Below are 1448 nucleotides of genomic sequence, written 5' to 3' on the forward strand. Positions count from 1 at the left end.
GAGCCATCTCACCGTTCTCGGTGCACGGACCATCGGCCAGAACCTGACCGCGCTCCACCCGCTGGCCCTCGTCCACGATCGGACGCTGGTTGGAGCAGGTGCCCTGGTTCGACCGGTTGAACTTACGCATCCGGTAGCTCTTGCGGGTGCCGTCGTCGGCCATCACGGTGACGTAGTCGGCGGAGACCTCCTCGACCACACCGGCCTTCTCGTTCACCACCACGTCACCGGCGTCGACCGCGGCACGCAACTCCATACCGGTACCGACGATCGGCGCCTCGGAACGGATCAGCGGAACCGCCTGACGCTGCATGTTCGCACCCATGAGGGCGCGGTTGGCGTCGTCGTGCTCGAGGAACGGGATCATCGCCGTCGCGACCGACACCATCTGGCGCGGCGAGACGTCCATGAAGTCGACCTCGCTAGCGGCGACGAGCTCGTTCTCCTCGTTGCCACGGCGGCACAGGACCCGATCCTCGAGGAAGCGGCCGTCCGCGCCGACCGGCGAGTTCGCCTGGGCGCGCACGTGGCGGTCCTCTTCGTCGGCGGTCAGGTAGACCACCTCGTCGGTGACCCGGCCGTCGACGACCTTGCGGTACGGGGTCTCGATGAAGCCGAACGGGTTGACCCGCGCGTACACCGACAGCGAACCGATCAGGCCGATGTTCGGGCCTTCCGGGGTCTCGATCGGGCACATGCGGCCGTAGTGCGACGGGTGGACGTCACGGACTTCCAGACCGGCGCGCTCACGGGACAGACCACCCGGGCCAAGCGCCGAGAGACGACGCTTGTGGGTCAGGCCCGACAGCGGGTTGTTCTGGTCCATGAACTGCGACAGCTGGGACGTTCCGAAGAACTCCTTGATCGCGGCGACGACCGGGCGGATGTTGATCAGGGTCTGCGGCGTGATCGCCTCGACGTCCTGAGTGGTCATCCGCTCGCGGACCACGCGCTCCATACGGGAGAGGCCGACCCGGATCTGGTTCTGGATCAGCTCGCCGACGGTGCGCAGGCGGCGGTTGCCGAAGTGGTCGATGTCGTCCACTTCCACCGGGACCTCGACGCCGCCGGGGGCGGTCATGAGCTTGTCACCCGCGTGCAGGCGCACCAGGTACTCGATGGTGTTGACGATGTCTTCCTTCGTCAAGACCGAACCGACGACCTGCTCGCCCAGGTGGATGCCGAGCTTCTTGTTGACCTTGTATCGGCCCACGCGCGCCAAGTCGTAGCGCTTCTCCTTGAAGAACAGGTTCTCCAACAGGGTCTGCGCGGACTCCTTCGTCGGCGGCTCGCCCGGACGCAGCTTGCGGTAGATGTCCAGCAGCGCCTCGTCCTGACCGGCGGTGTTGTCCTTCTCCAGGGTCGACATCATGATCTCGGAGAAGCCGAAGCGCTCGACGATCTCCTCGGTGGTCCACCCCAGCGCCTTGAGCAGCACGGTGACCGGC

The 1448-nt window shown here is 66.4% G+C and carries 1 pseudogene; it reads right to left on the reverse strand.

Annotated features, from left to right (window positions below):
* Positions 1–1448 (reverse strand): annotated as a pseudogene (locus ACL03I_RS39290) (DNA-directed RNA polymerase subunit beta); the annotation flags it as partial.

The organism is Nocardia sichangensis, assembly GCF_047200615.1.
GTDB classification, from domain to species: Bacteria; Actinomycetota; Actinomycetes; order Mycobacteriales; family Mycobacteriaceae; genus Nocardia; species Nocardia sichangensis.